General features: G+C 72.6%; 19 protein-coding genes. 11 read left to right on the top strand and 8 right to left on the bottom strand.

What is annotated here, in order from left to right:
- Window positions 1–116 precede the first annotated feature (116 nt).
- Window positions 117–1,010 carry a metallophosphoesterase gene (locus tag IEY99_RS05065; RefSeq protein ID WP_189199696.1) on the bottom strand — a complete coding sequence of 298 codons (894 nt, stop codon included), beginning with the start codon at window positions 1,008–1,010 and terminating at the stop codon, window positions 117–119.
- 25 nt (window positions 1,011–1,035) lie between these two features.
- On the opposite strand from IEY99_RS05065, the gene IEY99_RS05060 reads away from it, so the two are divergent.
- The gene (locus IEY99_RS05060; protein ID WP_189199694.1) at window positions 1,036–1,488 is read left to right on the top strand and encodes a GatB/YqeY domain-containing protein; all 453 of its coding nucleotides are present in this window, start codon (window positions 1,036–1,038) and stop codon (window positions 1,486–1,488) included.
- A gap of 103 nt (window positions 1,489–1,591) precedes the next feature.
- Here IEY99_RS05060 and IEY99_RS05055 read toward each other — a convergent pair whose 3' ends face one another.
- Window positions 1,592–4,009, bottom strand: a complete 2,418-nt coding sequence (locus IEY99_RS05055; RefSeq protein WP_189200650.1) for a transglycosylase domain-containing protein — start codon at window positions 4,007–4,009, stop codon at window positions 1,592–1,594.
- A 317-nt stretch (window positions 4,010–4,326) separates the two neighbouring features.
- Here IEY99_RS05055 and IEY99_RS05050 point away from each other — a divergent pair, with 317 nt between their 5' ends.
- On the top strand, window positions 4,327–4,629 hold the full coding sequence (locus IEY99_RS05050) for a WhiB family transcriptional regulator (protein ID WP_041832981.1): 303 nt from the start codon (window positions 4,327–4,329) through the stop codon (window positions 4,627–4,629).
- Here the strand turns inward: IEY99_RS05050 and bagB are convergent, their stop codons facing one another.
- From bagB to IEY99_RS05035, 3 genes are read right to left on the bottom strand one after another with little or no spacing between them, the layout of a single operon-like run.
- On the bottom strand, window positions 4,630–5,853 hold the full coding sequence (gene bagB, locus IEY99_RS05045) for an ArsA family ATPase (RefSeq protein WP_373293284.1): 1,224 nt from the start codon (window positions 5,851–5,853) through the stop codon (window positions 4,630–4,632). It lies immediately after the preceding gene.
- The gene (bagA, locus tag IEY99_RS05040; protein ID WP_189199690.1) at window positions 5,853–6,824 is read right to left on the bottom strand and encodes an ATPase BagA; all 972 of its coding nucleotides are present in this window, start codon (window positions 6,822–6,824) and stop codon (window positions 5,853–5,855) included. Before bagA ends, bagB begins: the two co-directional genes overlap by 1 nt.
- A gap of 31 nt (window positions 6,825–6,855) precedes the next feature.
- Window positions 6,856–8,073 (bottom strand): Rv0361 family membrane protein, encoded by a 1,218-nt coding sequence (locus IEY99_RS05035; protein ID WP_189199688.1) that lies wholly within the window; start codon window positions 8,071–8,073, stop codon window positions 6,856–6,858.
- Between the two features lie 157 nt (window positions 8,074–8,230).
- Here IEY99_RS05035 and sp36 point away from each other — a divergent pair, with 157 nt between their 5' ends.
- The 5 genes from sp36 (at window position 8,231) to IEY99_RS05010 (ending at window position 14,941) form a co-directional block, all read left to right on the top strand.
- Entirely contained in the window at window positions 8,231–8,386 is a 156-nt protein-coding gene (gene sp36, locus IEY99_RS05030; RefSeq protein WP_189199686.1) for a Sp36 family protein, read from the top strand.
- Window positions 8,383–8,874: a RidA family protein gene (locus IEY99_RS05025; protein WP_189199684.1), complete on the top strand. Its 492-nt coding sequence runs from the start codon at window positions 8,383–8,385 to the stop codon at window positions 8,872–8,874. Before sp36 ends, IEY99_RS05025 begins: the two co-directional genes overlap by 4 nt.
- An 88-nt stretch (window positions 8,875–8,962) precedes the next feature.
- Complete coding sequence (locus tag IEY99_RS05020; RefSeq protein WP_189199682.1) at window positions 8,963–9,754, top strand: MBL fold metallo-hydrolase; 792 nt, start codon at window positions 8,963–8,965, stop codon at window positions 9,752–9,754.
- A complete protein-coding gene (locus IEY99_RS05015; RefSeq protein WP_189199680.1) occupies window positions 9,751–13,395 on the top strand; it encodes an adenylate/guanylate cyclase domain-containing protein in 3,645 nt (1,214 codons plus the stop codon). The genes IEY99_RS05020 and IEY99_RS05015 overlap by 4 nt, the downstream gene beginning before the upstream one ends.
- Window positions 13,396–13,426: 31 nt before the next feature.
- Window positions 13,427–14,941 (top strand): serine/threonine-protein kinase, encoded by a 1,515-nt coding sequence (locus IEY99_RS05010; RefSeq protein WP_189199678.1) that lies wholly within the window; start codon window positions 13,427–13,429, stop codon window positions 14,939–14,941.
- A 14-nt stretch (window positions 14,942–14,955) separates the two neighbouring features.
- Here the strand turns inward: IEY99_RS05010 and IEY99_RS05005 are convergent, their stop codons facing one another.
- The 3 genes from IEY99_RS05005 to IEY99_RS04995 form a co-directional block, all read right to left on the bottom strand.
- Entirely contained in the window at window positions 14,956–16,962 is a 2,007-nt protein-coding gene (locus tag IEY99_RS05005; RefSeq protein WP_189199676.1) for an ATP-binding protein, read from the bottom strand.
- 28 nt (window positions 16,963–16,990) lie between these two features.
- Entirely contained in the window at window positions 16,991–18,436 is a 1,446-nt protein-coding gene (locus IEY99_RS05000) for a carboxyl transferase domain-containing protein (RefSeq protein WP_189199674.1), read from the bottom strand.
- A gap of 250 nt (window positions 18,437–18,686) precedes the next feature.
- A complete protein-coding gene (locus tag IEY99_RS04995; RefSeq protein WP_023562908.1) occupies window positions 18,687–19,364 on the bottom strand; it encodes a Crp/Fnr family transcriptional regulator in 678 nt (225 codons plus the stop codon).
- A gap of 384 nt (window positions 19,365–19,748) precedes the next feature.
- Between IEY99_RS04995 and nth the strand changes: the two genes are divergently transcribed.
- Genes nth through IEY99_RS04975 form a run of 4 tightly spaced genes read left to right on the top strand, consistent with a single transcriptional unit; the run spans window position 19,749 to window position 23,206 of the window.
- Window positions 19,749–20,546: an endonuclease III gene (nth, locus tag IEY99_RS04990; RefSeq protein WP_189200648.1), complete on the top strand. Its 798-nt coding sequence runs from the start codon at window positions 19,749–19,751 to the stop codon at window positions 20,544–20,546.
- A gap of 29 nt (window positions 20,547–20,575) precedes the next feature.
- Window positions 20,576–21,241 carry a TlpA family protein disulfide reductase gene (locus IEY99_RS04985; RefSeq protein ID WP_373293302.1) on the top strand — a complete coding sequence of 222 codons (666 nt, stop codon included), beginning with the start codon at window positions 20,576–20,578 and terminating at the stop codon, window positions 21,239–21,241.
- Window positions 21,238–22,005 (top strand): NUDIX hydrolase, encoded by a 768-nt coding sequence (locus tag IEY99_RS04980; RefSeq protein WP_189199672.1) that lies wholly within the window; start codon window positions 21,238–21,240, stop codon window positions 22,003–22,005. The genes IEY99_RS04985 and IEY99_RS04980 overlap by 4 nt, the downstream gene beginning before the upstream one ends.
- 28 nt (window positions 22,006–22,033) lie before the next feature.
- Window positions 22,034–23,206, top strand: coding sequence for a MarP family serine protease (locus IEY99_RS04975; RefSeq protein ID WP_268245089.1), 1,173 nt, complete (start codon window positions 22,034–22,036; stop codon window positions 23,204–23,206).
- Window positions 23,207–23,209: the final 3 nt, after the last annotated feature.

Genomic DNA, 23,209 nt, shown 5'->3' with positions numbered 1-23,209 from the left:
GGGCGACGTGAGGCCCGCTCGGCGGGAGCGGACCGAGGGCCGCCGGGCATCGGGGCGAGTGATCAGCGGCGGGTTCCGCGGGACTCGGCGTCCGGGGCCGGGGCTGTGCCGGCGGCTCAGCGGGGGATCAGCGTCAGGATCGAGGCTTCCGGGCGGCAGGCGAAGCGGATCGGGGCGGTCGGGTGGGTGCCCAGGCCGGCGGATACGTGCAGCCATGCCTCGGAGCCCGGCCAGCGGTGCAGGCCCTTGGCCATCGACTGCGGCAGGTCGCAGTTGGTGGTGAGCGCGCCGTAGCCCGGGACGCAGACCTGGCCGCCGTGGGTGTGGCCGGCCAGCAGCAGCGAGAAGCCGTCCGCCGCCATCGCGTCGAGGACGCGGGAGGCCGGGGTGTGGGTGACGCCGATGTGCAGGTCGGCGTCCGGGGAGGTGTCCCCCGCCACGGACGGGTAGTCGTCGCGGTCGACGTGGGGGTCGTCGACGCCGACGAGCTCGATCGAGCGGCCGCCGGCCTTCACCACCGTGCGGGCGTTGTTGAGGTCCGCCCAGCCCGCGTCGCACAGGGTCTGGCGCAGGGTTTCCGTCGGCAGGTCGACGCCCTGGACGTACTCGCGTTCGGGCAGCAGGTATTGCAGCGGGTTCTTCCAGACCGGGCCGCGATAGTCGTTGGAGCCGAAGACGAAGGCTCCCGGCAGGCCCAGCAGCGGTTCGAGCGCGCGCAGGACGCCGGGGACCGAGTCGGGAGAGGCCATGTTGTCGCCGGTGACGACCACGAGGTCGGGGTCGGTGCCGGCGAGGGCGGCGACCCAGGCCTGCTTGCGGTGCTGGGACGGCATCATGTGCAGGTCCGACAGATGCAGGATGCGCAGTGGTTCCGCGTCCGGTTCGAGCACCGGGACGCTGAAGCGGCGCAGCGTGAACAGGTTGCGCTCGACCAGGGAGGCGTAGGCGAAGGCGGCGCCGCCGGCGGCGGTGATCGCGGCGGCCAGGGCGATAAGGGGGCGCTTGCGCATGACGGCCAGAGTAGTTTGACCCTCCATGGGAACGCTGAAGGACCGCCTGAACGATGACCTGCGCGCCGCGATGAAGGGCCGGGACGAGTTGACCACCTCGACGCTGCGGATGGCGCTCGCGGCGGTGCGCACCGCGGAGGTCTCCGGTGACGCCGCGCGGGAGCTCTCCGACGACGAGGTGCTCGCGGTGCTCACCAAGGAGGCGAAGAAGCGCCGGGAGGCCGCGACCGCCTTCGAGGGCGCCGGGCGTGCCGAGCAGGCCGCGCGGGAGAACGCCGAGGGCGGCATCCTCGACCGGTACCTGCCGGTGCAGCTCTCGGACGAGGAGATCGCCGAGCTGGTCGCGGAGGCGCTGCGCGCCGGTGGTTTCAGCGGTAAGGGACAGATGGGCCCGGCCATGAAGGCGGCCCAGGCCGCGGTGGCGGGCCGGGCGGAGGGCGGCCGGGTGGCTGCGGAGGTACGCAGGCAGCTCGGCTGAGCTTCGGCCGCCGCGGCGGCCGTGGATCCAGCTGATCGTGGCGATCGAGCAGAACGGGCGGGCCACCCGAGGGTGACCCGCCCGTTTCCCGTGAAACCGGGCGCTAGCGGCGTCCGGGGCGCCGGCCGTTGCCGTTGCCGTTGTCGTTGTCGTCTTCGTCCCCGCCGCCCGGCCTGGCGTCGCGGCCCTTGCTGACCAAGATGCTGACGAAGCCGCCCTTGATGGCGCGGCCGCTCGGATCGGTGCCGGCCGCGGTGCCCTTCGGGCAGGTCGACTCGACCTCGGCGCCGACCGTGGCGCTGAAGCCGGCGCCCTCCAGGCGGGCCCGGGCGCCGTCCAGGGTCGCGCAGGTCACCTCCGGGATCAGGCGCTGATCGCCGAAGGCCATCTTCCCGCTGTCCGGCTTCTTGAACTCGACCTTGGGTGTGCCGTCCAGGTAGTCCGCCATCGTGTGATAGACGGCCGGGTTGACGATGTCGTGCGACATGCGGTCCGGGTGGTCCTGGTAGTCCGGGTTCACCAGGTAGCCGGCGACGGCCAGCGAGCTGCTGCCGATGATGAGCGACGCCGTCTTGAAGCCGTCGGTGGTGCCGGTCTTGCCGTAGATCGGATGCTTGATCGTGTAGTACGCCTGGGCCTCGGTGGAGCCGTTGCAGTTGCCCAGCTGGGCGCTGTCGCCGACCGGGCAGCGGGCGGCGTCGAGGGCCGCGCGGGCCACGTCCGGGGTGGTGGCCCGGACGCAGTGCGGTTTGCCGACGTCGATCTTGTCGCCGTCCTGGGAGGTGATCTGCTCGACCGGCGTGGGGGTGCAGTACATCCCGTCGCCGGCCAGGGTCGCGTACGCGTTGGCCATGTCGAGCGGCGTAGAGGAGTTCACGCCGAGCGTGAAGGCGCCCCACTGGTGGGCGGCTTCCTCGGTGGACGCGAGATCGAGGTCCGTCTGCGTGCGGAACTGGATGCCGAAGCGCTTGGCGACGTCGACGACCTTCTCGGCGCCGACCCGCTCCTGGAGCGGGACGAAATAGGTGTTGGTGGACCGGCCGAACCCGCTCCACATGTTGAGGACGCCGCCGGCCCGCTGGTTCGCGTTCATCGGGCAGTAGTACTTGCCGTTACACGTGGCCGGACCCGGCGCGATGATGTACTTCGACACGTACCGCTTCGGCGCGTTGATCGAGTACGCCAGCGGGTAGCCGTTCTCCAGCGCCGCGACGATGGTGAACATCTTGTTGACCGAGCCGGCCTGGTAGCCGGTGATGTCGCCGCCACCGCTCATCAGCGGGTTCGTCGTGTTCGGGTAGGTGCCGCGGATGCCCTTCCTCGCCTTGGCCGGGTCCGAGGAGATCTTGTTCTTCGGGTGCTGCGGGTCGTCGAGCTTGAAGCGGCGGTTCGCGGCGAGCGTGCGGACCTTGCCGGTGCCGGGCTGGATGCCGGCCAGGAGCAGGGCGTTCTTGTTCTTGTCGCCGATGCGGTCGGTGATGTTCTCGCGGGCGGCGTTCTGCGCCTTGACGTCCATCGAGGTCTGGATGCGGTAGCCGCCGCTCTTGAGCCGCCGCTCGCGGTCGTACGTGGTGGCGCCGAACTCGTTGCGGCTCAGCCACCAGCGGTAGAAGTAGTCACAGAAGAAGCCCCAGCTGTTGACCGCCACGGAGACGCAGCCGTTGCCGACCCGCTGGACCGTCTTGGCGATCTTCGTCTCGGTGGCCTTCTTGGCCTCTTCCGGGGTGATGAAGTTCAGCTCCAGCATGTCCGAGACGACATAGTCGCGGCGCGCCAGCGCCTGCGGGTGGCCGCTGGCGGTGGTCGGGTTGAACGCGGTGGGGGCCTTCACCATGCTGGCGAGCAGGGCCGACTCGGCGATCGTGAGGTCCTTGGGCTTCTTCTTGAAGTAGACCTGGCTGGCGGCGTAGACGCCGTACGACCCGTTGCCGAAGGGCGCCTGGTTGAGGTAGCGCTCCAGGATCTGGTCCTTGGTGAGCTCCTTCTCGACCTGCATGGCGTACTTCATCTCGGTGATCTTGCGCTTCGGCGTGTCCTTGGTGGCGTTGACGACCTCCTGCGGGTTCGTCGCCGAGTAGGCCAGCGACATCCGCACGTACTGCATGGTGAGGGTCGAGGCGCCCTGCTGGGACGACTTGCCGCTGTTGTTGTTGACGAACGCGCGGGCGACGCCCTTGAGGTCGACGCCGTTGTGCTTGTAGAACTCGTGATCCTCCGCCGCGATGATCGCGTGCTGCATGTGCTTCGAGATGTCCTTCAACGGGACGTCGCTGCGGAACTCGTCGTAGAAAACCGAGATCTGCGTCTTGTTGTCGGATGCGAAGATTCGGCTGATCTGGGGCGCACTCGCCTGCTTGAGCTCGCCGGGCAGGCTCGCGAAGGTCTCGCCGCCCGCCTTGGCGGCCAATCCGGACATGGCGACGGCGGGGAAAGCGGCGGCCGCGACCACCACGCCGGCCAGGAGTCCGCAGATCAGCAACGAGGTCGCATTGGCGAAGATGTTGTGATCGCGTCTGCGCATCCAGGAGGTCACGACAGCAGGGTACGCGAAAGAGGCCCGTGACCACGCGACGAGTTGGTCACGGTTCGCCCAGAATGATTCTGCCCCCTCGATCGGTCGGGCGGAGCGTTTTCTGAGATATCCCGCGAAGTTTTCTCCGTCCGGTCAGAGTGGGATGCCCGGAACTTCCGAGGTATACGTATTTGAGGGACAACGTTGCGTAATCGCCTGACTACGGAGCATGATGGGTCCGGCGAGCTATCGCACGACGTCTGCGCGGCTTGGGGGACATGAGCGCGTGGGCGTCAGGGGGTAATTGCAAGGGGGGACGTGAACAGATGGGGATGATCAGCGACTGGCCCAGCATGGCGGCGTGTCAGAGTGGCGACCCTGACGCGCTATTCGTGCAGGGCGCCGAGCAGAACGTGGCGAAGAGAATCTGCCGAAGCTGCCCGGTCCGCTACGAATGCCTCGCCGACGCACTGGACAACCGGATCGAATTCGGAGTCTGGGGAGGCATGACCGAACGGGAACGGCGGGCACTGTTGCGCCGGCACCCGCACGTGGCGAGCTGGCGCAAGATGTTCGAAGCCGCACTGCGCGAGAAGGGCGCCGACAAGGTGCTCGTCTCCACCCGCTGATTAAGGGGAAACTCCGGCGGTGAGCGTATCGCCGATCGTGCGCAGCCCGTCGACGTCGTGGACGTCGGCGGGCTGCGCCGTCACCGACACCGTGGGCACGTCCGGGAACGCGCCGGTGAACTGCGCGGCGACCCGTACCTCCCGATCGATCTGCCGGAGCAACCCGGCATGCACCCGCAGCGCGTCCGCCGTGGTCTGTTGATCGCCCTCGGCGTCGAGGGCGGCCGCCGCGGCGTCGGCCGCGGCCAGCGGGATCGAGTCCAGGGCGGCGCGGTGGGTGCGGTTGAGCACCAGGCCGGCGAGCGGCATGCGCTCGGCGACCAGCCGCTCGGCGAAGTACGCGGCCTCGCGGACCGCGTCGCGCTCCGGAGCGGCGACCAGCAGGAAGGCGGTCTGCGGGTCCTGCAGGATCCGGTACGTCTCGTCGGCGCGCTGCCGGAAGCCGCCGAACATGGAGTCGAGCGCCGCGACGAAGCCGGACAGGTCGGTGAGCAGCTGGGCGCCGAGGATCTTCTGCACCGCCCGGGAGAAGAGTCCGAAGGAGGCGGTGACCAGGCTGAACATGCTCCGGCCGCCGCGCGCGGGAGCCATCAGCATGCGCAGCATGCGACCGTCGAGGAAGCGCGACAGCCGCGCGGGGGCGTCGAGGAAGTCGAGGGCGGACCGCGACGGCGGCGTGTCCACCACGATCAGGTCCCACTCCTCGCGGGAACGCAACTGACCGAGCTTCTCCATCGCCATGTATTCCTGCGTGCCCGAGAAGGTCGAGCTCATGGCCTGGTAGAAGGGGTTGGCGAAGATCTCCGCGGCGCGCTGCGGCGAGGTGTGCGCCTGCACGACCTCGTCGAACGTGCGCTTCATGTCGAGCATCATGGCGTGCAGCTCGCCGCCGCTCGTCTCGGCGTCGATGCCCTTGACCTGCCGGGGCGTGTTGTCCAGCTCGGTCAGGCCCATGGACTGGGCCAGGCGGCGCGCCGGGTCGATGGTCAGCACCACGGTGCGCCGGCCGTGCCGTTCGGCGGCGCGCAGCCCGAGCGCGGCCGCGGTGGTGGTCTTGCCGACGCCGCCGGCGCCGCAGCACACCACGATGCGGGTCGCCGGGTCCGCCAGCAGGGCGTCGACGTCCAGGCGCGGGGCGGTCTGATCAGCGGCCACGATTCGAGCGTACTGACTCGGGGCCCGGCTCGCGGCCTGGAGCGGGGTGCTGTGTGGCCGGTCAGACATCAGGAGGACATGAGCAGGTCCGCGAGCCGGTGCAGTCCGTCGCGGTCCACCCCGTCGGAGAGCAGGGGCAACTCCACCATGGGGTGGCCGGTCTCGGCGAGATCGGCGCGCAGCGACTCCTCCAGCTCGCGCCGGGTCAGATGCGCCTTCGCCTCGGCGTGCAGCCCCGCCACCGTCGCCGGGTCGGCCGGCAGCCCGGCCGCGGTCAGTCCGCGCTTGAGCTCCGCCTTGCTGACCTTCGCGCCGGCCAGCAGCGGGGGGCGGGCGCCGTTGACGATGATCCGTCCGACCGGGATGTGCAGGGCGTTCAGTTCCGCGATGGCGTCGAGGCTCTCCTGCACCGGCATCTCCTCCAGCAGCGTGACCACGTGCACGGAGGTGATCGGCGAGCGCAGCAACGAGGCCACCCCGTCGCTCTGCGTCTTGATCGGTCCCATCTTCGCCAGCTTGGCGGTCTCCGCGGTGACGTTGAGGAACCGTCCGATGCGGCCGGTCGGCGGCGCGTCGAGCACGACCGCGTCGTACGCCCGGCGGCCGTCCGAGGAGCGGGTGGTCGCCTCCTTGACCTTGCCGGTGAGCAGCACGTCGCGCAGGCCGGGAGCGATGGTGGTGGCGAAGTCGATGGCGCCGATCTTGCGCAGCGCCCGCCCGGCGGCGCCGAGCTTGTAGAACATGTCGAGGTATTCGAGCAGGGCTTCCTCGGGGTCCACGGCGAGCGCCCGCACCTCGCCGTGCGCGTCGGGCGGGGTGGCGATGCGCCGCTCCGCGTAGGGCAGCGGCTCGGTGCCGAAGAGCTGGGCGATGCCCTGCCGGCCCTCCACCTCGACCAGCAATGTGCGGTGCCCGCCGGCGGCCAGGCCCAGGGCCAGCGCCGCCGCCACGGTGGTCTTGCCGGTGCCGCCCTTGCCCGTCACCACGTGCAGCCGGGCGGGCCAATCGCTTCTACCCACGCCTTCGAGCGTACGACCCATGCTCTTCTTCGGTTTTCCGCTGCGGGCAAACTCAGCCGGTGATGTCGCAGACGAGCCAGCCGGTCTTGCGGACCACCGTGAACGTCAGCTGCTGCTGGGCGCTCTTCTCGTCGTCGGTGGTCATCGTGAGCTGGACGGCCACCGTGGCCTTCTCGTCGTCCTGTCCCGACACGGCCGGCTCGGTCCAGCGGTAGGTCGGCGCCTGGTACTCGTTCGCGTACCCCTTGATCTGGTCGACCCGCTGCTGGAGCTTGTCCTCGTCGCGCGCCTCGCGGCAGACGTGCTCGCCGGCCGAGGCCGCGTCCTGCTCGGTGTAGACGGCGGCCAGGAAGCGGTCGACGGCCGTGGCCGGATCCGGCGAACCCTTGCCGCTGTCCGCGTTGCGCAGCATCATGAGCGCGGACAGCGCGCCGCCGCCGAACAGCAGCAGCGTCACCACCAGGGCCAGCGGGATCCAGAGCTTGGTACGCCGGCCGCCCCGGGACGGCTCGTCCTCGGTCACGACGGTTTCGGTGTGGTGCGGGTCGAACGGCACCTGCCACGGCTGCGGCAGCATGCTCAGCGGGATCGCCTCGCCGGGCTCGTCGTGCTGGACGCCGGGCTGGACCTCGGCCGGCGGCGAGTGCTGGTAGGCGAGGTGGTCGGGCGGGTGCGTGTGCCACTCGCCGGGCTTCTCGTGCTTGGCGTGGAACGGCTCGGTCGGCGGCGGCTGATGCCAGACGACCTCGGCCTCGACCGTCTCGCCGTGCAGGGCATCGCCCTGCAACGGCTCCCCGACCACGGCCGTCACCTCGGTGGAACCGGGCGCGGTCGTCACGTCGGTGGAACCGGGCGCGGTCGTCACGTCGGTGGAACCGGGCGCGGTCGTCACGTCGGTGGAACCGGGCGCGGTCGTCACGTCGGTGGAACCGGGCATGGTCGTCACGTCGGCGAAGGTGGGCGCGGTCGTCACGTCGGTGGAAGCGGGGGCGGCCGTGGTCTCGGGCGGCGCGGGGACGGCCGTCGCCTCCGGGGAAGCGGGCATCGGCGATGCCGCGGTGCCCGGCTCGGCGGCCTCGGGAGCGGCCGGCGGCCATTGCGGCGGAGCCGGGGTCGGGCCGGGGTGGCCGGGCTCGCCCGGGTAGGCGCCCTGGGGCGGCCAGGAGGGCGGGGCGGTCGGCGCGGTGGCGTCGATGAAGTCGGAGGCGGGTGCCTCCACAGCCGCGATCGATGAGGTCCGCCCGGGTTCTCCCTGCGACGGTCGCGTCATCGTGCCCCCTTGTCTCCACCTGCGGAGGAGTCGCACCACCCCCACGTCAGGGTAATGGAATCCGGTCGGCCGCGAGGCCGCTCCGCGCGCCTGGCTAGGCTGTCGCCGAAGTGCGGGCCGGCGGGCTCGAGCGGACTATCTCTGGGAGCTGCGAGCAATGCAGAAGTGGGAGTACGTGACCGTGCCGCTGCTGGTCCACGCGACCAAGCAGATCCTCGACAACTGGGGCGACGACGGCTGGGAGCTGGTGCAGGTCGTGCCGGGCCCGAACTCGGAGCAGCTGGTGGCCTACATGAAGCGGCCCAAGGCATGAGCGCGCCGACGCCGGTCAGCGGCGCCGGCGGCGCGGACGCGTACGCGCGGCTGGCCGAGCTGGGCCTGACCCTGCCGACCGTGGTGGCGCCCATCGGGTCGTACGTGCCGGCGGTGCAGTCCGGCAACTACGTCTACACCTCCGGGCAGCTGCCGATGGTGGACGGGAAGCTGCCGTACACCGGCAAGGTCGGTGCGGACGTCACCGCCGAGCAGGGCACGGAGCTGGCCCGGTACTGCGCCCTGAACGCCCTCGCGGCGATCGACGCGCTGGTGGGCCTGGGCCGGGTCACGAAGATCGTGAAGGTGACCGGCTTCGTGGCGTCGGCCGAGGGCTTCACCGGGCAGCCGGCCGTGGTCAACGGCGCCTCGAACCTCTTCGGAGACGTCTTCGGCGAGCTCGGCCGGCACGCCCGCAGCGCCGTCGGCGTGTCGGAGCTGCCGCTGGGTGCGCCGGTCGAGGTGGAGGTCATCGCCGAGGTCGCCTGACGCCCGTCCCGGCCCGGGTGCGTTCCCGGGCCGGGGCGACCGCCGGCCGGACCACGTGTGTTCGGTCCCGTGGCCTCGGGGACGTACCATGCGCTGGGGGGTGGCGTCTGTGTCGTCGCAGGTCGAGCGGTTGCCGGAGTGGGTCACGACGCTGCTGGCACCCAACGCGGGCCCGATGACGCTGGACGGCACCAACACCTGGGTGCTGCGGGCGCCCGGCGCGCACGACGCGGTCGTCGTCGACCCCGGCCCGGACGACGCGGGACATCTCGCCTCCATCGCCGAGCACCGGCCGCTGAGCGCCATCCTGATCACGCACGGCCACCACGATCACGTGGAAGGCGCCGAGACGCTCTCCCGCATGCTCGGCGGGGTGCCGGTCCTCGCCGCCGACCCGAAGCACGGCGATCCGCTGCCGCCCACGATGCGGCTCGCCGGCCTGGACATCGAGGTCGTCGCCACGCCGGGGCACACCGGCGACTCGGTGTGCTTCGTGGTGGAGGACGCCGTGTTCACCGGCGACACCCTGCTGGGGCGGGGCACGACCGTGGTGGCGTGGCCCGACGGCGACCTGGGGGCGTACCTGGACAGCCTCGAGACGCTGCGGGCGTACCCGTTGCTGATGCTGCCGGGCCACGGCCCGGTGCGGCCCGACTGCGCCGAGGTCGCGGCGGCCTATCTGGCGCACCGGCGGGAGCGGCTCGACCAGGTCCGGGCCGCCCTCGCGGCGGGTGCCGAGACCCCCGAGGCCGTCGTCGATGCGGTCTATCCCGATATCGACCCGGGCGTACGGTTCGCCGCCGAGTGGTCCGCGCGCGCCCAACTCGAGTTTCTGAGACGGGAATCACCGCGCACCCGGGAACGGTTGGACCCGCTGTGACCTGTCCCGTGTGCGGAACCGTGGCCGTTCCCGGCGCGCGGTTCTGCCACAACTGCGGCGCGGCCCTGCCCGCCGCCGCGACGTTGCCCGCGGCCGAGCGGCGCATCGTGACCGTGCTCTTCGGCGACCTCTCGGACTTCACCTCCTGGTCGGAGGACCTCGACCCCGAGCGCGTCGGCGCGGTCACCGACCGGGTGCTCGCGGCGCTCGCCGGCGCCGTCAAGACCTTCGGCGGGCACGTCGACAAGCTCACCGGCGACGGCATCATGGCGGTCTTCGGGGCGCCGGTGGCGCACGAGGACGACGCCGAGCGCGCGGTCCGGGCGGCCCTGAGCATGCAGCGCGCGGTCCGGCGGGTGCTGGACGACGAGCGGGGCGGCGGGGCGCCGCTCGGGTTGCGCGTGGGCCTGAACACCGGCGAGGTCGTCGCCGGCATCCAGGCCTCGATCGAGTACACGGTCATCGGCGACACGGTGAACACCGCCGCCCGGCTGGCCGACGCCGCCGCGGTCGGTGCGGTGTACGCCGGCGCGCGCACCTCGGCCGGCACCCGGCACGTCGCCTCCTGGCGGCAGCTGCGGGCCCTGCGGCTCAAGGGCAAGCGCGAGCCGGTGCCGGCGTACGAGCTGCTCGGCCTGCACGACGCCCCGGGCACCCGGTCCGGGGTGGGCGACGAGGCGCCGTTCGTCGGCCGGGAGACCGAGCTGGGCCGGGTCGCCGGCCGGCTGGCCGAGGTGATCGACTCCGGCAACCCGCGGGTGATGGTGATGACCGCGGAGGCCGGCATCGGCAAGACCCGGTTCGCGGGCGAGGTCAAGCGCCTGGCGGCCGGCTACGACGTGGGCGCCGGGCGGTTCGCCGCGCACACCGGCGCCCGGGTGCTGCGGGCCCGGTGCCGGGCGTTCGGTGAGCGGCGGCGGTTCGCACCCCTGGCGGACCTGGTGCGCAAGTCCGTCGGCCTGCCCAAGGACGTCGCCGCGACGATCAGCCGCGCGGTGGTCGAGGAGCGGCTGCGCAAGCTCGTCGCCCGGCTGAGCCGCGACGGCGAGGCGCCGGAGATCGACATCGACCGGCTGCTCGCCCTGCTCGGCTACGGCGAGGTGCCGGCGAACCCGGTCGGCGCGGCCGCGGTCGCGGAGTGGCAGCCGACCGGCGGCACCCAGCCCGACTCCGAGACGATCCCGGTCGCGGTCGCGGGGTTGCTGACCGCGCTGGCCAGGGAGGCGCCGCTGGTCGTCATCGTCGACGACCTGCACGACGCCACCGCCGAGACCATCGACGCGCTGGGCGGGGTGCTGTCGCGCCTCGACGGGCCCGTGGTCATGCTGCTGCTCGGCCGCCCCGAGCTGGTGCGGACGGCGGGCGCCCTGACCCGCCTCGCGGACGCCGAGATCCACACCCTGCCGCCGCTGCGCGGTGCGGACGCCTCCCGGCTGCTCACGTCGTACCTGAACGGCGGAAAGCTGCCGCAGGCGGACGCGGACCGCCTGCTCGCCACGGCCCAGGGCAATGCGTTCTATCTCGCCGAGCTCGTCACCCTGCTGATGGAACGCGGTGCGCTGATGCCCGCGGTCGGTGCGAACGCCGCCGGGAAGTGGCAGCTCGCCGGCGGGGCGATGGACAGCCGGCTGCTCTCCCGCGACCTCGCCGCCGTGCTCGCGGCGCGCATCGACGCCCTGCCGACCGAGCCGCGGTCGGTGCTGCGCGACGCCGCCGTGGTGGGCGACACCGTGCCGACCGGCGTGATCGAGGCCCTGCGCGCGCGCCGGTCGCCGGGCGACGCACGGGCGGGCGCGGTCGCCACCGTCGAGCTGGAACGGGCCGTCGACGAGCTGCTGCAGCGCCGCATGCTGCACCGGGTGCGCGGCGGCTACGCGTTCACCACGCCGCTGATGCGCGAGGCGGCGTACGCGGGGATCGGCAAGGCCGACCTGGCGGGCCGGCACGCGTACCTCGCGCGCTGGGCGGCGCCGGAGACGATCGACGCGCTCGGCTACGACGGCGCCTCCCGGCTGAGCCTGGGCGAGAACGAGCGGGACGCGTTCGTGGCCACCCATGCCGAGTGCGCGATGGAGCTGGCCGACGCCGTCCGGCTGCGTCCGGACGCCAGCGTCCGGGACGTCGCGCCGCTGGGCGTCGCCGCGCTCGGCCGGCTGGCCCGGCGGGCGCTCGCCAACATCGAACCGGCCGCCTCGATCGCGTACGCCGAGCGCGCCGCGGCCCTCGCCAAGGACGCCCTGCCCCTGTCCGACCAGCTCGTGCACGCCCGGGCGCTGCTGCGCCTGGGTCGTGCCGACGAGGCGCTGACCTGCGGCGAGAAGATCGCCGAGACCGCCGACGAGGAGCCGGTGTGCCGGGCGGAGGCGCTGCTGGTGGTGGGCCGGGCGCGGGAGGCGCTGGGCGACCTGCCCCGGGCGGTGACCGCCTGGCAGGAGGCGCTGAAGGTCGCGACCGACGCCGAGCTGGCCCCGGAACGGGCCAACGCGATGCGCCGGCTGGGCATGGCCGACTTCCTGGCCGGCAAGCTCAGCCAGGCGAGCAGCCGGTTCGCGGCCGCGTACCAGGTGACGCTGGCCGCCGGCGACCGGCACGGCCAGGCCTGGGCACTGCAGAACCTGGCCTGGGTCACGACGACCCGCGGCGACTTCCCCGGCACCGACGCGGTGCTGGGCCGGGCCGCACGGCTCTTCGCCGAGCTCGGTGACCCGGTGGGCCGCGCGTGGCTGCGCGGCACGACCGCGTTCGCCCGGCTGCTGGCCGGGCGGTTGCAGGAGTCGCGGCGGCTGGCCCGCATCTTCCTGCCCTTCGGCGACCGGGTCGGCGAGGGCTGGGCGGTCGGCACGCTGCGGGCGGTGGAGGCGTACGCGTCCGCGGAACTGGGCGACCTCGCGGAGGCGGACGGCGAGGCGCGCCGCGCGTACCGGGACTTCGACAAGGTCTCCGACGACTGGGGCCGCGGCCTCGCGCTGGTCGTCCGCGGGGTCATCGCCCGCGGCCTGGGCGAGTTCGACCACGCCGACGACCTGCTCACCGACGCCCTCGACCAGGCCGGGCGCACCGGCCACCCGCTGCTGCTCGGCATGGCGGGCACGATCCGCGGCTTCGTGGCGTTGCAGCGGGGCGACGGCGAGGCCGCCGAGGCCGACGCGCGCCGGGTCATGACCGCCGTCGAGCCGCACAACCCGCTGGCGCCCGCGCAGGTGGGGCCGCGGGTGCTGCTGGCCGAGGCGCGCTTGCGGGCGGGCGATCCGGGTACGGCGATCGGCCTGCTCGCCCCGATCGCGACCGACAACAGCGGCTCGCTGCTGTTCTCGCGGCGGCAGGCGCTGGCGTCGTACGCGTCCGCCCTGCTCGCCGACGGCCGGGTGGAGGAGGCGGCCGAGTGGATCCGGCGGGCGCGGCAGATCCCGGCCGAGGACGTGCGCAGCGGCGTGGTCGCGGCGATGGTTCAGGCGAGGGTCGCCGCGGCCGCGGGCGACATGGCGGCCGCCAGGGGCGCGGCGGAGGAGGCGGTGTTGCTGGCGTACGCGACCGAGCAGGCCAGTGAGCGGGTCGTCGCGGAGGATCTGCGGGACGCTCTGGCATCCTCCATCGTGGAACCGCCGGAATCTGTCGCGTTCGCGTCTGACGTGCCGGGATGATCCCGCACGCGGGTCGCGTATTTTCTAAGCCGTGACGGATACCCCGCCTGGTCGCCTGCCCGTACCTTACGTGCCAGGTATGTCCGGCTTGACCGTCATGGCTCGCGGAGGGTACGCGACCGTGTACCGAGCGACACAGGACTCGGTCGGCCGCGAGGTCGCCATCAAGGTCGAGAACCGCACCCTCGACAATCCGCGGGACCAGGCGCGCTTTCTGCGCGAGGCGAAAGCGGCCGGGCGGATGTCCTCGCATCCGCACGTCGTCGACCTCTTCGACGTCGGCGTCACGGTGGACCAGCATCCGTACCTGATCATGGAGTTGTGCGACGGCTCGTACCTCGATCGCATGCGGGTCTCCCCGCTCGGGGCGGTGGAGGCCCGGGACCTGGGGGTGAAGATCGCCGACGCGCTGGTGCACTCGCACGCGAACGGCGTCCTGCATCGCGACGTGAAGCCGGCCAACATCCTGTACTCGCACTTCAACCCGGCGGTGCTCGCCGACTTCGGGCTCGCCGTGCTCGGCGAGATGCGCGACTCGTCGGTCACCCTCGAGGTGCTCACCCCCGCGTACGCCCCGCCCGAGATGTTCTCGCACGCCGACCCCTCGGGCGCCGTCGACGTGTACGCGCTCTGCGCCACCCTCTACGCCGTCATGCGCGGACGGCCGCCGCGCTGGGAGTCCGACCGCAGCCCCAGCCTGATCTCCCTGATGGACCTCTTCAACCAGCCGATTCCGGACCTTCCGGGCATCCCACCCTCGCTCACCGAGGTCCTGCGGTACGGGATGGCCAACGACCCGCGCGACCGCCCGACCGCCGAGCAGCTGCGGGAGATGCTGGCCGGCCTGCACATGCACCCCGGCGGCCACCCCACGCCGAACGTGTACCGGTCGTCGACGTTCGTGCCGCCGGTGCCGCGGCCGTACCCGTCGCCGCAGCCGCGCCCGGTGCCGCCGGTGACGCCCACCCTGGACGGGTCCGTCCCGGACGAGACCCCGACCGTGCACACCGAGAACCGCAAGCGCGGCAAGCGCCGCTGGCTGTTCGGCGGCTTCGGGGTCTCCCTGCTGATCGGCGCCTCCGTGGCCGGCGGGCTGCTCGCGTCGTCGCAGAGCCCGGTCGTCCGCTCGCTCGCCTCCCGGCTCGCCGTCCCGGCCAGCTCGACGCTGCCCACGGCGATGTCGCGCCTGCCGGGCTGCCTGGCCGGCCGCGCGCACTGCCCCGGCGAGCTGGAGTGCTTCGCGGTGCGGCCGGAGACGGGAGCGGTCGCCCGGGAGGTGTCCTGCGCCCGGCGGCACAGCTGGGAGGTCTTCGCGGTGGGCTCCCTGCCGTCGCACGTGGACCCGCGCGACCGGGACGCGGTGACCACGAACCCCAGCGTGCGGAAGGTGTGCAGCCGGGAGATGTTCCGGCGGACCACCACCCGCACCGACAGCACCGAATGGGCGCTGTCGGTGCTCCCGCCGACCGTCGACGACCGGACCTTCCGGTGCCTCGCCGGCCGCGGCGCCGACCAGCTCCACGGGCCGGTCCTGGCCCGCGGCTGAGCCGGCGCCGGCGACTATTCCGGATCCAGCACGGCCAGCAGCTCGCCGGTGTCGACCTCGGCGCCGGGATGCACCGGCAGCGAGGCGACCACCCCCGCCGACGGCGCGTGCACCGGGTGCTCCAGCTTCATCGCCTCGAGGGTGAGCAGCAGCTCACCCGCCCGGACCCGCTGACCCGGCACCACCAGGACCCGGCGCACGGCCCCGGGAAGCGGGGCGATCAGCGAGCCCTCGGTCGCCTCGGGGGCGGGCAGGGGGAAGCGGGACAGCTCGCGCAGGGCGACCGAACCCTCGGGGCTGTCCACGTACGAGACCTCGCCGACCCGGTGCACCTTGAGGCTCAGCCGGATGCCGTTGACGTCGAGGTCCACCCGCGAACCGTCGGCGTGCACGACGACCGTGGGCGGGTGGTCGTCCAGGGTCGGCGCCTGGCCGAGCCCCGCGAGGTCGAGCTCCTCCGGATCCACCGCGCGGACCCACCAGCCCGCCAGCTCGCCGTGCCGGTTCATCCGGTAGCCGACCTCGACCGGGCCGGCCGGGCCGTCGTACACGGCCGTCTGCGAGCCGGACGGGACGTTGCGCCACCCCGACGGCAGCGAGCGCAGCACGGGTGCGGACGAGCGCCGGGCCGCGGCGCCGGCCAGGGCCGCGGCGAGGCAGGAGATGCGGACGGCGTCGACCGACGACAGCAGCGGCGCGAACACCTCCGGGTGCCGGTCGAGGAAGCCGGTGTCCACGTCGCCGGCCCGGAACGCCCCGTGCCGCAGCACGCGGACGAGCAGGTCGCGGTTGGAGACCACGCCGTGCAGTTCGGTACGGGTCAGCGCCGAGGCCAGCATCCGCGCCGCCTCCTGCCGCGTCGGCGCCCAGGCGACCAGCTTGGCCAGCATCGAGTCCTGCTGGCCGCCGACCACCGAGCCGTCCACCGCGCCCGCGTCCAGGCGCAGGCCGGGCTGGGGCAGCGGGCGGAACGAGCCGGCCACGTCCGGGACCTTGAAGCGGTGCAGGGTGCCGGTGGCGGGCAGCCAGGCGTACGCCGGGTCCTCCGCGCAGATCCGCACCTCGATCGCGTGCCCGCGGATCGGCGGCGGGCCCGGCATCGGCAGGTTGCCGCCCTCGGCGACGAGCAGCTGGAGGCGGACCAGGTCGTACCCGGAGACGCACTCGGTCACCGCGTGCTCGACCTGCAGGCTCGGGGTCAGCTCGACGAACCAGAAGTCGCCGTCCTCCTCGAGCAGGAACTCCACGGCGCCGGCGCCGACGTACCCGATCGACCGGACCGCGATGATGGCCGCCCGGCAGAGCTGCTCGCGCAGGGCCGGGTCGACCGCCGGCGACGGCGTCTCCTCGATGATCTTCTGGTAGCGGCGCTGGACCGAGCACTCGCGCTCGCCGAACGGCACCACGGCGCCGTGCGCGTCCGCGATGATCGGCACCTCGATGTGCCGCACGTTCTCCAGGTACGGCTCGCAGAAGACCTCGTCGCCGGTCTCCTGCCGGGTGGAGGCGACCGCCTCGGCCAGGGTGACCGGGTCCCGCACGACCCGCATGCCCGCCCCGCCGCTGCCCCCGGCGGGCTTGATCAGCACCGGGAAGTCGTCGATCGCCTCGGGGTCGGTGAACGTCGGCAGCACCGGTACGCCGGCCTCCGCGACGACGCCCTTCGTCTCGATCTTGCTGTGCAGCGTGCCGAGCGTCTTGGCCGGTGCGCCGACCCAGATCATCCCCGCGTCCGCCACCTCGGCCGCGAACCCGGGATCCTCGGCGAGCACGCCGTCGCCGGGATGGATGGCGTTCGCCCCGGCCCGCTTCGCCGCCGCGATGATGAGATCGCCGCGCAGGTATGTCGAGGACGGCGAGCCGCCGGTGAGACGGACCGCGTAGTCCGCCTCCAGCACGTGCGGCGCGTCGGAGTCGGCATCGGAGTAGACGGCGACCGTCTCGATGCCGACCAGGCGGCAGGTGGCGAAGACCCGGCGGGCGATCTCCCCACGATCGGCCACCAGAAGACGTCGGATCACTGCTCTGCTCTACCTTTCGAAAATCGCGTCAGGGCCGGAAAACGCCGATGTGCTCGGCGCCCTCGACGGCCGCGCTGTGCACCGCGGACAGGCAGAGGCCGAGCACCGTACGGGTGTCCCGGGGATCGATGACGCCGTCGTCCGGGAGCTTTCCGAGGGGCCCGTCCGCCGGCCGCTCGACGGGCCAGCTGAACAGGAACCGCGGCTCGTACGCGCGCCCGTACACACCCCCGGCCTCGCCGGCCGGAGTGGCGCCGATCATCAACGTCAGGTGCGGCACGGTCGACTTGGCCACCGCGTGGACCAGGGGCGCGCCGTGGCGTACGTCGGCGGCCTCGTGCGGCTCGGCCGTGGGAACGCCGGTGTACTGCACGAACAGCAGCGAGGTCGCGGTCGCGTTCGCCAGCTGGATGAAGTGCACGGCCTTCTGGGTCTCGGCCGGGGAGAAGGCGACGCCGAGGTTGGCGACCACGCCGATCGGATAGCCGTGCAGTTCGCCCCAGCCGGTCACCAGGCCGGTGCCCTGGGCGGGCTTGAACTCGTCGAAGTCGCTGCCGTCGAGGATCCGGGCCAGCACCTCGCGGGGGTCGAAGGGCGGTGCCGACTCCGTACCCGCCATGGTCAGCAGGTCCTCGGCGTCGTACTTCGGCGGTTCCGGCGGGTACGAGCGGGGCGCCGGGCCGCGCTTGCGCCAGTTGAAGCGGCGTACGCACTGCCGCGCCAGGCGCAGCCCGTCGCGCTCGTCCTCGGCCAGCTGGTCGGCCGGGCCGGTCACTCCGGCCGGGACGGTAGGTGCGCTGCGTACCTCGGGCGCGGGCCGGCCGTTCGCGCCCGACGCGCGGACCGGCTGGGGATGGATCGTGAGCATCTTGGCGTGCCCGCGCACCATGATCGTGTAGTCGGAGAGCGCGGGCAGGTACGCCGCGTCCCCGGTGGTGGCGCCGAAGACCACGCACACCGTGGGCACCCGGTCGGCGGTCAGCTGGCTGAGATCGCGGGCGATCGCGCCGCCGGGCGGCGGACCCGCCGGCGCGGCCGCGCCGGTCGACTCGACCAGGTTCACCAGGGGCAGCCGGTTCACCGAGGCGATCCGCGCGGCCCGCCGGATCTTCTCCACCGTGTACGGGTTGACCGCGCCGCCGTCGACCGTCGGATCGTTGGCGATGACCACGCACTCGACGCCCTCGACGACCCCGATACCGGTCACCACGCTGGCGCCCACGGGGAACTCCGAGCCCCACGCGGCCACCGGCGAGAGCTCGAGGAAGGGGCTGTCCTGGTCGAGCAGCATCTCGACGCGCTCGCGTGGCAGCAGCTTGCCGCGCGCATGGTGGCGGGTCACCCACTTCTCGCCGCCGCCCGCGCGGGCCGCCTCCAGTGCCGCCTCCAGCTCGGCGAGCCGTTCCAGCATCGCGCTGCGGCTGGCCAGATAGGCGGGGGTGCGCGGGTCGATCGCGGTGTCCAGCACGGTCACGTCGTCACCCCGCTGCGCTGCACGCCCGCCACCTCGTTCAAAGCCGCGCCCTCTCGACCGTCGTAGTGCCTCTCGACCACCTCCGTAACGAGCGGCTGACCGGGTGCGACACGGATCTTGACGGGCGGGTTCTGTCCCCTGATCAGGTGGGGATTCGAGAATTATGCAGCACTATGCCCGTTATGCGGACACACCTAAGGGGTCGTCCGGCCGGACGACCCCTTGGGTACTACTGTGCGGTGCCGAAAAGTCAGACCCGGGCCCGGCGGGCCAGGCGCTCCGGGTCGAGGATGATGACGCTCTTGCCGTCGAGGCGCAGCCAGGCCCGCGAGGCGAAGTCGGCCAGCGCCTTGTTGACCGTCTCGCGGGAGGCGCCGACGAGCTGGGCCAGCTCCTCCTGGGTCAGGTCGTGCGTCACCCGCAGCACGCCGCCGTCCCGGGTGCCGAACCGGCCCGCCATCTGCAGCAGGTTCTTGGCCACGCGGCCCGGCACGTCGGTGAAGATGAGGTCTGCCAGCGCGTCGTTCGTGCGGCGCAGCCGGCGGGCGAGAACGCGCAGCAGCTGCTCGGCGATCTCCGGGCGGTTGTTCAGCCAGGGGCGCAGGGAGGACTTCTTCAGCCGGGCGAGGCGGGTGTCCGTCACCGCGGTCGCCGTGGCCGTGCGTGGTCCCGGGTCGAACAGGGACAGCTCGCCGAGCATGTCCGACGGGCCCATGATCGAGACCAGGTTCTGCCGGCCGTCCGCGGCGCGGCGGCCCAGCTTGATCTTGCCGGAGAGAACGATGTAAAGGCTGTCGCCCGCCTCGCCCTCATTGAAGACGATGTCGCCCTTGCGGAACTCGATCGTCTCCATCTCCTTGGCGAGCGCCTCGGCAGCCTCCGGGTCAACGCCCTGGAAGATCCCGCTGCGAGCCAGTACCTCATCCATCGCTGTACCTCCGACTACGCGCTTCGCCGCGCACGATCAGTCTAGGCGTACGCGGCCCTCAAACGGGCGGGCACCCCTCGATCTGGATCTCGCAGGGTAACCGCTCGAGCCGCCGAAGAGCCAGAAATCCGTCGCTCTCGGTGAGGGGCCCTCGGCCGTTCGTCTGGTATCACCGTGCGTCACTTTCCCGCAACACTCTCCGTCGATGAACGGCCCGCGCCGTGCCGGTCGGCGTTCGCCGTCGGATCTCTGTCTCGGCGCTGCCCGGTATACGGCACGTTTGCGGGGATATCGTGGCCTTTTCGCGGGCGGGGAATGTCGTAGGCGCGACGTACGCTTGCTCGCGTGAGTCGTCCCCCTGTTGCCGCGTCCACCGGTGCGGCCGTGCTCGACCGGTCGGCCAGGCGGTTCGCGGGGGAGACCCCCATCGGGCGCAAGCGCCGGGCCCGCAAGACGGCCAGGCTGCTCGCCGAGACCCACCCCGACGCCCACTGCGAGCTCGACTTCGAGACCCCGCTGCAGCTCGCCGTCGCGACCATCCTGTCCGCGCAGTGCACCGACAAGAAGGTCAACGAGGTCACGCCGGTCGTCTTCAAGCGCTATCTGACGGCCGCCGACTACGCGGCGGCCGACCGCGCGGAGCTCGAGGAGATCCTCCGGCCGACCGGCTTCTTCCGGGCCAAGACCGACTCGCTGATCAAGCTGGGTCAGGCGCTGGTCGAGCGCCACGGCGGCGAGCTGCCCGGCAAGCTGGACCTGCTGGTCGCGCTCCCCGGCATCGGCCGCAAGACCGCCAACGTCATCCTCGGCAATGCCTTCGACGTCCCGGGCATCACCGTCGACACCCACTTCCGCCGCCTGGTCAACCGCTTCGGCTGGGTTCAGGAGGAGGATCCGGTCAAGATCGAGTTCCAGGTCGCCGATCTGATCGAGAAGCGCGACTGGACCATGCTGTCGCACCGGATCATCTTCCACGGCCGCCGGGTCTGCCACGCCCGCAAGCCGGCCTGCGGCGCGTGCACGCTGGCCGCGATGTGCCCGTCGTACGGCACCGGCCCGACCGAGGCGGCGCCCGCGGCCAAGCTGCTCAAGGGCCCCCGGGCGCGCGAGCTCGCCGTGCAGGCGGGCATCGACCCGGACCTCGTCCCGGCGGCGGCCGTGACGACTCCGGAGGCCCCGTGAGCGCCGACTCGGAGAGCCCCGGGCGCCGGATCCGGCCCGCGAGGTGGTTGACCCCGTCGCTGGGGCTGGTCTCGACGGCGGTGCTGCTCCTCACCGCGTGCGGCGGTGCCGAGGGCACGCCGGACGCCGAGGGTCCGTCGCCCTTCGCCGACTGTGCGACCCTGACCGGGCCTGTTTCCGGGTCCGGTGCTTCGTCGGCACCGGCCTCTCCGCCGGGCGCGGCTCTTTCCGCTGCGGCCGGGTCGTCCGATTCGGAGGGTGCCGGATCGGGTGCTCCGGACCTTCCGGATATTTCCCTGCCGTGCTTCACCGGGGGTGCGCCGGTCCGGACCACCGATCTCCGTGGTCCCGCCGTCATCAACCTCTGGGGCTCCTGGTGCGGCCCGTGCCGCGAGGAGCTGCCGCTGATGCAGGAGCTGGCCGACGCCACCTCCGGCAGGCTGCGCGTGCTCGGCGTCGACACCCGGGACAGCCGCGACGCCGGCGCCTCGTTCGCCGCCGACCACGACGTCACGATGCCGACGCTGTTCGACCGCGAGCAGAAGCTGCTGGTGGCGCTCGGCCGCACGAGCCTGCCCGTGACCGTCTTCCTCGACGCGCAGGGCAAGCGGTTCGTCTACACCGGCAAGGCGCTCGACAGGCTGACGCTGGGGACGCTGGTGCGCACCCACACCGGCGTGACGGTGACCGGATGAGACCGGCGAGCGCGCGGTCCGGCGGGCTGCCGGGCGAGCGTCCGGCTGGGCTGCCGGGCTGGTGGGAGCCACTGCTGACCCGTGCCGCCGCCGCGCGTACCGAAGATTTCACCAGCCTGCGGACGCCCGCCACCGGTGCCCGGCCGAGCGCCGTCCTGGTGCTGCTCGGGGAGGACCGCTCCGGCCGGCCGGACCTGCTGCTGCTCCAGCGGGCCGCGACCATGCGCAACCACGCCGGTCAGCCGGCGTTCCCCGGCGGCGCCGCCGATCCCGACGACCGGGACGCTGCGGCGACCGCGCTGCGGGAGGCCAACGAGGAGGTCGGCCTCGACCCGGCGACGGCGACGGTGCTGACCACCCTGCCGCAGCTGTACATCCCGGTCAGCGGGTTCGCGGTCACCCCGGTGCTGGCCTGGTGGCACGCCCCGCATCCGGTGCGGCCGTGCGACCCCGCCGAGGTCGCGCACGTCGCCCGGCTGCCCATCGCCGAGCTGGCCGACCCCGCCAACCGGATCCGGGTACGCCACCCGAGCGGCTGGGTCGGCCCGGCGTTCCAGGCGAGCGGCATGCTCGTCTGGGGCTTCACCGCCGGCGTCATCTCCGCGCTGCTCGACATGGCCGGCTGGAGCCGCCCCTGGCATCCGGGTCGCATCATGGAGCTACCGGATCCCGCGTACCCGCCCGGTCCCGCACCACCGCCCGACGGTTCCGTTCCGGTCGCCGATGCGTCGGCCGCCGCCACCTCCGACGAGGTGGTCTCGTGACCGCCACTTCTACCTTGAGCGAGCGCCCGTGGTCGATGGACTCCTGATCCTGCTCATGCTGGTCTTCGCGATCAGCGGATACCGGCAGGGTTTCGTCATCGGCGCGCTGTCCTTCGGCGGCTTCTTCAGCGGCGTGCTCATCGGCCTCCAGATCGGACCGCTGATCGCCAACCAGTTCGCCGACGGCACGGTCCGGCTGGTGGTGTCGCTCGTGACGATCTTCGCGCTGGCGGTGCTCGGGCAGACGCTGGCGGGCTGGCTCGGCACGAAGGTGCGGCGCGCCATCGAGAGCCGGCCGCTGCAGCGCCTCGACGACGCGGGTGGCGCGGTGGTGTCGCTGGTCGCCGTGCTGCTGGTGGCGTGGCTCATCGCCGTACCGCTGGGATCGACGCCGTTCCCCGAGATCAACCGGCAGGTCCGCAGCAGCGCCGTGCTCAACGGCATCAACAAGCTCATGCCCGACCAGGCCGAGGCGCTGTCGGCGGGCCTGCGCGAGTCGCTCGACACCAACGGCTTCCCGGACGTCTTCGGCGGCCTGACCCGCACCAACGCCCGCGAGGTGGCGGCGCCGGACCCGGCCCTGGCGAAGAGCCAGGTGGTGGTCAACTCCCGCAAGTCGGTTCTCAAGGTGCTGGGTACGGCCCCGAGCTGCTCGCGCCGCATCGAGGGCTCCGGATTCGTGTACGCCGACGAGCGCGTCATGACCAATGCCCACGTGGTGGCGGGCACGCGCAACGTCCAGGTGGAGACGCCGAACGACCGCCTCGACGGCAAGGTGGTGGTGTACGACCCGGACCGCGACCTCGCCGTCATCTACGTCCCGGGCCTGCGGGCGCCGCTGATGCCGTTCGTGAAGAAGCCCGCGGGCACCGGCGCGAACGCGATCGTGCTGGGCTTCCCGCTCGACGGGCCGTACAACGCCCAGGGCGCCCGGGTCCGCGAGGTCAGCCGGATCACCGGGCCGGACATCTACGACTCGGGCAACGTGACCCGCGAGATCTACACGATCCGCGCCCTGGTCCAGAGCGGCAACTCCGGCGGCCCCCTGATCGCGCCCAACGGCGACGTGCTCGGCGTCATCTTCGCGGCGGCCGCGGACGACCGCAACGTCGGCTTCGCCCTGACCGCCGCGGAGGCGGCCGGGACGGCCAAGCTCGGCATCGAACGCACCCGGGGAGTGAAGACGGGCGACTGCGCCTGAGCC

The sequence above is a fragment of the Couchioplanes azureus genome (assembly GCF_014648355.1).
Taxonomy (GTDB): Bacteria; Actinomycetota; Actinomycetes; order Mycobacteriales; family Micromonosporaceae; genus Actinoplanes; species Actinoplanes azureus.
The sequence above is the reverse complement of the archived record's forward strand: the minus strand, read 5'-3'. Positions and strand labels throughout refer to the sequence as shown.

Bases quoted from the DNA above. Each gene is read 5' to 3' on its own strand.
- IEY99_RS05065 (WP_189199696.1), bottom strand. From the start codon at position 1,010: ATGCGCAAGCGCCCCCTTATCGCCCTGGCCGCCGCGATCACCGCCGCC.
- IEY99_RS05060 (WP_189199694.1), top strand. From the start codon at position 1,036: ATGGGAACGCTGAAGGACCGCCTGAACGATGACCTGCGCGCCGCGATG.
- IEY99_RS05055 (WP_189200650.1), bottom strand. From the start codon at position 4,009: ATGCGCAGACGCGATCACAACATCTTCGCCAATGCGACCTCGTTGCTG.
- IEY99_RS05050 (WP_041832981.1), top strand. From the start codon at position 4,327: ATGGGGATGATCAGCGACTGGCCCAGCATGGCGGCGTGTCAGAGTGGC.
- bagB (WP_373293284.1), bottom strand. From the start codon at position 5,853: ATGTCTGACCGGCCACACAGCACCCCGCTCCAGGCCGCGAGCCGGGCC.
- bagA (WP_189199690.1), bottom strand. From the start codon at position 6,824: ATGGGTCGTACGCTCGAAGGCGTGGGTAGAAGCGATTGGCCCGCCCGG.
- IEY99_RS05035 (WP_189199688.1), bottom strand. From the start codon at position 8,073: ATGACGCGACCGTCGCAGGGAGAACCCGGGCGGACCTCATCGATCGCG.
- sp36 (WP_189199686.1), top strand. From the start codon at position 8,231: ATGCAGAAGTGGGAGTACGTGACCGTGCCGCTGCTGGTCCACGCGACC.
- IEY99_RS05025 (WP_189199684.1), top strand. From the start codon at position 8,383: ATGAGCGCGCCGACGCCGGTCAGCGGCGCCGGCGGCGCGGACGCGTAC.
- IEY99_RS05020 (WP_189199682.1), top strand. From the start codon at position 8,963: ATGCGCTGGGGGGTGGCGTCTGTGTCGTCGCAGGTCGAGCGGTTGCCG.
- IEY99_RS04995 (WP_023562908.1), bottom strand. From the start codon at position 19,364: ATGGATGAGGTACTGGCTCGCAGCGGGATCTTCCAGGGCGTTGACCCG.
- IEY99_RS04980 (WP_189199672.1), top strand. From the start codon at position 21,238: ATGAGACCGGCGAGCGCGCGGTCCGGCGGGCTGCCGGGCGAGCGTCCG.